The 5,645-nt window shown below is 63.1% G+C and carries 8 protein-coding genes; 7 read left to right on the top strand and 1 reads right to left on the bottom strand.

Going from position 1 to position 5,645, the window contains the following annotated elements; all coding sequences use genetic code 11:
- The first annotated feature begins 255 nt into the window (after positions 1 to 255).
- The 5 genes from secY (at position 256) to Q0X68_RS12875 (ending at position 4,617) form a co-directional block, all read left to right on the top strand.
- The gene (secY, locus tag Q0X68_RS12895) at positions 256 to 1,572 is read left to right on the top strand and encodes a preprotein translocase subunit SecY (RefSeq protein WP_297752576.1); all 1,317 of its coding nucleotides are present in this window, start codon (positions 256 to 258) and stop codon (positions 1,570 to 1,572) included.
- Positions 1,569 to 2,147: an adenylate kinase gene (locus tag Q0X68_RS12890; RefSeq protein WP_297752573.1), complete on the top strand. Its 579-nt coding sequence runs from the start codon at positions 1,569 to 1,571 to the stop codon at positions 2,145 to 2,147. Before secY ends, Q0X68_RS12890 begins: the two co-directional genes overlap by 4 nt.
- Positions 2,147 to 2,956, top strand: a complete 810-nt coding sequence (gene map / locus Q0X68_RS12885; RefSeq protein WP_297752570.1) for a type I methionyl aminopeptidase — start codon at positions 2,147 to 2,149, stop codon at positions 2,954 to 2,956. The genes Q0X68_RS12890 and map overlap by 1 nt, the downstream gene beginning before the upstream one ends.
- Positions 2,957 to 2,975: 19 nt before the next feature.
- Positions 2,976 to 3,335: a DUF1707 domain-containing protein gene (locus tag Q0X68_RS12880; RefSeq protein WP_297752567.1), complete on the top strand. Its 360-nt coding sequence runs from the start codon at positions 2,976 to 2,978 to the stop codon at positions 3,333 to 3,335.
- Between the two features lie 70 nt (positions 3,336 to 3,405).
- Positions 3,406 to 4,617 carry a neutral zinc metallopeptidase gene (locus tag Q0X68_RS12875; protein ID WP_297752564.1) on the top strand — a complete coding sequence of 404 codons (1,212 nt, stop codon included), beginning with the start codon at positions 3,406 to 3,408 and terminating at the stop codon, positions 4,615 to 4,617.
- Positions 4,618 to 4,621: 4 nt separating this feature from the next.
- Here the strand turns inward: Q0X68_RS12875 and Q0X68_RS12870 are convergent, their stop codons facing one another.
- On the bottom strand, positions 4,622 to 4,900 hold the full coding sequence (locus Q0X68_RS12870; RefSeq protein WP_297752561.1) for a YciI family protein: 279 nt from the start codon (positions 4,898 to 4,900) through the stop codon (positions 4,622 to 4,624).
- Between the two features lie 125 nt (positions 4,901 to 5,025).
- Here Q0X68_RS12870 and infA point away from each other — a divergent pair, with 125 nt between their 5' ends.
- Both infA and rpmJ read left to right on the top strand, forming a co-directional pair.
- Positions 5,026 to 5,247 (top strand): translation initiation factor IF-1, encoded by a 222-nt coding sequence (infA, locus tag Q0X68_RS12865; protein ID WP_108870060.1) that lies wholly within the window; start codon positions 5,026 to 5,028, stop codon positions 5,245 to 5,247.
- A gap of 213 nt (positions 5,248 to 5,460) precedes the next feature.
- Positions 5,461 to 5,574 carry a 50S ribosomal protein L36 gene (rpmJ, locus tag Q0X68_RS12860; protein WP_002514836.1) on the top strand — a complete coding sequence of 38 codons (114 nt, stop codon included), beginning with the start codon at positions 5,461 to 5,463 and terminating at the stop codon, positions 5,572 to 5,574.
- Positions 5,575 to 5,645 lie beyond the last annotated feature (71 nt).

Raw genomic sequence — 5,645 nt, 5'->3', positions numbered from 1 at the left:
GGTTCTGCGAAGGAGAAGCTGGCTGCTGCCGGCGGTTCTGCGAACGAGCTCTGAGCACACAACCTTCACGACGGTGACCGGTTCCGATTTCGAGCCCGGTCACCGTCCCCTTTTTCTCTGACGTGCTAGAGAAGGCCTAGCCGTATCGGCTTCCGCTCCTGTGACTTGGGGCCGTGGGGGCAAAGTTGCTAGGCTGACTGAGTTGTATTAGGCCCTGTGGCCCTGCGGCCGCGAATGGATTGAAAGTAGCGCTGGATGATTTCCGCCTTCCTGAACGCGTTCAGATCGCCGGATCTGCGTAAGAAGATTCTCTTCACGCTCGGTATCATCGCGATCTTCCGGTTTGGCTCATCGCTGCCCTCCCCGAACGTCAACATGGCTCGCATCGACGAGTGCGTCACCCAGGCGAGCCAGGGTTCAGCCGCAGGCCTCTACTCGATGATTAACCTGTTCTCGGGCGGTGCGCTGCTGCAACTCACGGTGTTCGCACTGGGCATCATGCCGTACATCACCTCGTCGATCATCCTGCAGCTCATGACAGTGGTGATCCCCAAGCTTGAGGCCCTGAAGAAGGAAGGCGGCCAGGGTCAGGCGAAGATCACCGAGTACACGCGATACCTCACGCTCGTGTTGGCCGTGATGAATGCGACGGCATTCGTCACCCTCGCGAATACCGGCCAGCTGCTCCAGGGCTGCACCGGCATCCTCTACTCGCAGGATCTGCTCGCGCTCGTCACGATGGTGTTCGTGATGACTGCGGGTACCAGCATCATCATGTGGATGGGCGAGCTCATCACCGAGCGCGGTATCGGCAACGGTATGTCCATCATGATCTTCACGCAGATCACCGCTGCGTTCCCGAACGGCATTTGGGCGGTGAAGGCGCAGAACGAGGGTGCCATCGGCTGGTTCTACCTCGTCGCCATCATCCTGGTGGGCTTGCTCGTGATGGGCGCCATCTTGTTCATGGAGCAGGGCCAGCGTCGCATTCCCGTGCAGTACGCGAAGCGGATGGTGGGGCGTCGCCTCGTCGGTGGCTCCACCACCTACATCCCGCTCAAGGTGAACCAGGCCGGTGTGATTCCGGTGATTTTCGCCAGCTCCATCCTGTACCTGCCTGTCTTGTTCGCGACGTTCCGTCCCGAGAGCGCCGCGGGTCAGTGGATTGGCCGGTACTTCGCGGGCCAGAACTCTCACTTCAGTCTGCCGTACAACATCTTGCAGTTCGTTCTCATCATTGCCTTCGCGTACTTCTACGTGTCGATCACCTTCAACCCTCAAGAAGTGTCCGACAACATGAAGAAGTACGGGGGGTTCATCCCGGGCATTCGTGCCGGCAAACCCACGGAGCGCTACCTGGGCTACGTGCTGAACCGCCTCACGGCACCTGGCTCGCTCTACCTGGCTGTCGTCGCGGCCTTGCCGACTATCGCGTTCATGGCCGTCGGGGCCAATCAGAACTTCCCCTTCGGCGGCACGTCGGTGCTCATTATGGTTGGTGTGGGGCTCGACACGATCAAGCGCATTGAGAGCCAGCTGCAGCAGCGTAACTACGAAGGGTTCCTCAAGTGAGGCTTTTGATCATGGGGGCCCCGGGCGCGGGCAAAGGCACGCAAGCGACGGGGCTCGCCAACCGGTACGGCATCCCGCCGATCTCGACGGGCGACATCTTCCGCGCCAATATCAAGGGGCAGACCCCGCTCGGGGTCAAGGTGAAAGCCATCATCGATGCGGGTGAGTATGTGCCCGACGAGATCACCGAAGAAATTGTGGCCGACCGCCTCGAACAGCCCGACTGCGAGCCCGGCTTCCTGCTCGACGGTTTCCCTCGCACTCTGCACCAGGTGCACTTCCTCGACGACTACCTCGCGGAGCACGACGCGGCGCTCGACGCCGTCGTGAGTCTCCACGTCGACCCGGAGGCTCTCGTGGAGCGCCTGCTTAGCCGCGCCGAGAAGGAAGGCCGCGCTGACGACAACGAAGACACCATCCGCCGAAGGATGGAAGTCTACGCCGGGCAGACTGCGCCGCTGTTGATGCATTACGAGCAGGAGGGCCTGCTCATCGAGGTCGATGGCACGGGCAGTGTTGATGAAGTGCAGGCGCGCATGTTTGCCCAGCTCGACGAACGCGTCGCTGCGCAGTGATGGAGAAGAAAACCGACGAACAGCTTCGGCTGATGCGCGCAGCGGGCCTCGTCGTCGCCGAGGGCTTGGCCGCGATGATCGAGGCCGCGAAGCCGGGCGTGACGACCGCAGAAGTGGATGCCGTCGGGCGAGAGGTACTCGCGCGGCACGGGGCCACGTCGAATTTCCTGAACTACGGTGCGGAATACGGCATGGGTTTCCCTGGTGTTGCGTGCATTTCTGTGAACGACGTGCTCGTGCACGGCATCCCGGATAAGCGCGTGCTCCAAGACGGCGACCTCGTCAGTATCGATTTCGGTGCCATTGTGCAGGGCTGGCATGGCGATGCGGCAAGAACCATCATCGTGGGCGAAGGGTCGGCAGAAGACCGCACCCTCAACCGTGTGACCGAAGAGGCGCTATGGGCTGGTACGCGCATGATGCGCCCGGGGCGGAAGGTCAACGACATCTCGAAAGCTATCGAGAAGTCGATCACCAGCCAGGGGCGATTCGGGATTCTGCGTGAGTACACCGGGCATGGCATTGGGCGCTCCATGCACATGCCGCCCGACGTGCCCAACGTCCGCACCTTCGGGCGCTCGGCGCAGCTCGCATTGGGCACTGTGCTGGCGATTGAGCCGATGGTGACGAACGGTGGGCATCGAACGCTGGAGCTCGACGACGAATGGTCCGTCGTCTCCGCGGACGGTTCCAGGGGCAGCCACTGGGAGAACACCGTCGCCATCACCGCAGGTGGCATCTGGGTGCTGACCGAACCCGACGGGGGAGAGGCTCGCCTGGGCGAGTTGTTTGGCCCGCTGGCGGACTGATCGCCCGTAGACTGACTGCATGGAGCTCTCACCGTCGTCGAAATACATCGCCCGCAGCGAGGAGCCAGTCGCTGACGCGGAGCGGCAATCCCTCGAGGCTCGGCTTACCGACGAGTTTCAAGCCGGCCGCATCGAGCAAGACCGCTACCTGGAGTTGCTCGATCAGCTCTATGCTGGCACCAATCTGGGAGATCTGGCTCCGGTGGTTCGCGAGCTGCCTGATGGCACGACGGCGGTGCCGGCCATCGTCGAAACAGGCAGCGGGGAGCCAGGAGAGCTGGCGCCGATCTCGACCAATGCGCTGAAGCCCATCGTCGTTGGCGGGTCGATCATCGGCGCAATCCTCGTGGTCATCGTCGTGCTCGCGCTGCTGCTGTGAACCTCGTCGCGCGTAGGGTGGGCTGTGCGCAACGAGGTGCCCACTGGCCTCGTGAAGTGAGGAGCAAGGTATGAGTGAGTCGTCGTCGGATCGTGACGACGTTGAGATGTCGTCAGACGGCAGCCCCGATTCATCATCCAGCCCCGACGGCCCACCCAGCCCGGCGCGTCCGGAAAACCGGAACCTGGCGCCCAACATCGTCCCGCCCAGCGCGGGAGAGCCACCATCGTGGTTCCTCGACGAGGAGGCGAGCCGCCCCAATGCGCCCAGCCCCACCTCGTGGACGACACCGCCGTTCCGAGATGTCAGGGCGCCCGGCCCGCGCTGGGAGGAACGTGCGCCGTCGCCGGAACACAACTCCCGGTTTTCCCGGTTCGGGATCATCCTCGTAGCGGCGGCCATCATCGTCGCGGGGTCGGTGATCGGGCTGGGTATCGCTGTGTCTGGGCGTGCTCCGCAAGCCCAGCCCAGCGCCGCTTCGCCGCAGCCGACGAGCAGCGCGAGTAGCGTCGGTACTGCTTCTCCTACATCTCGCGCGACGGCGAGCGCCACGCCGTCGAAGAGCACCCGTACGGCGCCCGTGTCGTCGGTGGAACCGCTGCCACCAGCGGATGGTTCGCTGGATGCGGCCCTGCAGTCCAACCCGCTGTACGAACTCCCCGCACCCGAATTGAGTCATTGTCCGAAGCAGACGACGCTGCGCGATGAGAAGGAATGGCGCAAGGTGGTGCGCCAGCAGTGGAAATGCGTGCATGAAGCGTGGGTACCGATCTTCGAGAAGATGGGTTGGTCGACCAAGATGCCCGAGGTGATGTTTTATCCGGGCGTGGGCTCGAAGAGCGACTGCGGGTACTTTGAGGCGCCGGCCTTCTACTGCGCCGCGAAGGGCGGGAGCGTCTTCTTCGGTGGGGAGCACCTCGCGATGGCGGGGGAGTGGGACCTCTCAGTCAACGAGATGGTCAACCACGAATACAGCCACCACATCCAGGCGCTCGCAGGCATCTCGCAGGCCTGGGCGGGCGAGAACGACGCCGACGGCAGCCTGATGCGCCGCAGCGAACTCCAGGCCGTGTGCTGGTCGGGCATGATGACCGTGCGCAACGACGCCGTCGAGTTCGGTGCCGACGACGTCAAGTCATGGGGCAAACGGTTACGCACCATGCAAGAAAGCGAGCAGCACGGCACACGCGCGTCCCTCGTCGACTGGGGCACGAGAGGGCTGCAGGCGCAGACGATCGGCGACTGCAACACCTGGACCGTCGACGCCGAGCGCGTGCAGTGAGCCGCTACTGAGCGAGGGAACCCGTCGCGGGATTCCAGCCGAACACCTCGCGGTTGGCGATGAGGCCAGCAGCGTGGAATGGGTCGGCGTCGAGCAACTGCGTGACGGCCTCGAGCGACTCGGCCTGGAAGAGCAGGAGTGCCCGCCCGGGGTCGGTGTCGAGCAGCGGGCCCGCGCCGACGTTTTCTGCAAGAGAGGAGAGGTAGCGACGGTGTTCCGGGCGCACCTTGTCGAGCTTGGCCTTATCGGTGGCATATGTGTAGAGCACAGCGAAGTAGTTCATGCAGTGAGGCTACTCTCGTCGGCACGGCGTCGTCGGCGGCGGGGGATTTGGGGCACCTGCGAGCGGACGCGTAGAATGCCCCAAGGGTGCGCATGTGCCACCCGACAGGCGAAGATTGAGAGTTTATGGCTAAGAAGGAAGGCGCCCTCGAGATGGAGGGCACTGTGGTTGAGGCACTGCCGAATGCGATGTTCCGCGTGGAGCTCGGCAACGGACACAAGGTGCTCGCCACCATCTCTGGCAAGATGCGTCAGCACTACATCCGAATCCTGCCGTCCGACCGCGTCGTCGTCGAGATGTCTCCGTACGATCTCAACCGCGGACGAATCGTCTACCGACACAAGTGAGGCCGGCGTGCCCCGTCGAAATACCGACGGGGCCCAGGCCGCGCCAACCGATGCGGGTTTGGCGATCTGAGGAAATACGCGTAAAGTTGCCCTTCGGTCGTCTGTGCCCGCCTTTATGCCCTTTTCAGGGCTGATGCAACACAGGCTTCCTGTGATTATCCACCACAAGATTGGGCATCCCTATGTCCAGTCGCTGATTGAAAAGGTTGCTCGATGAAGGTTCAGCCGAGCGTCAAGAAGATCTGCGACAAGTGCAAGGTGATCCGCCGGCACGGTCGTGTGATGGTGATTTGCGACAACCCGCGCCACAAGCAGCGTCAGGGCTAAACGCAAACCGCCGCGGGGTACGGCACCTGTCTCTTATACACATCTCCGAGCCCACGAGACGTAGAGGAATC

The organism is uncultured Tessaracoccus sp. (assembly GCF_947286155.1).
Taxonomy (GTDB): Bacteria; Actinomycetota; Actinomycetes; order Propionibacteriales; family Propionibacteriaceae; genus Arachnia.
This window is presented reverse-complemented; position numbering and strand designations above follow the sequence as displayed.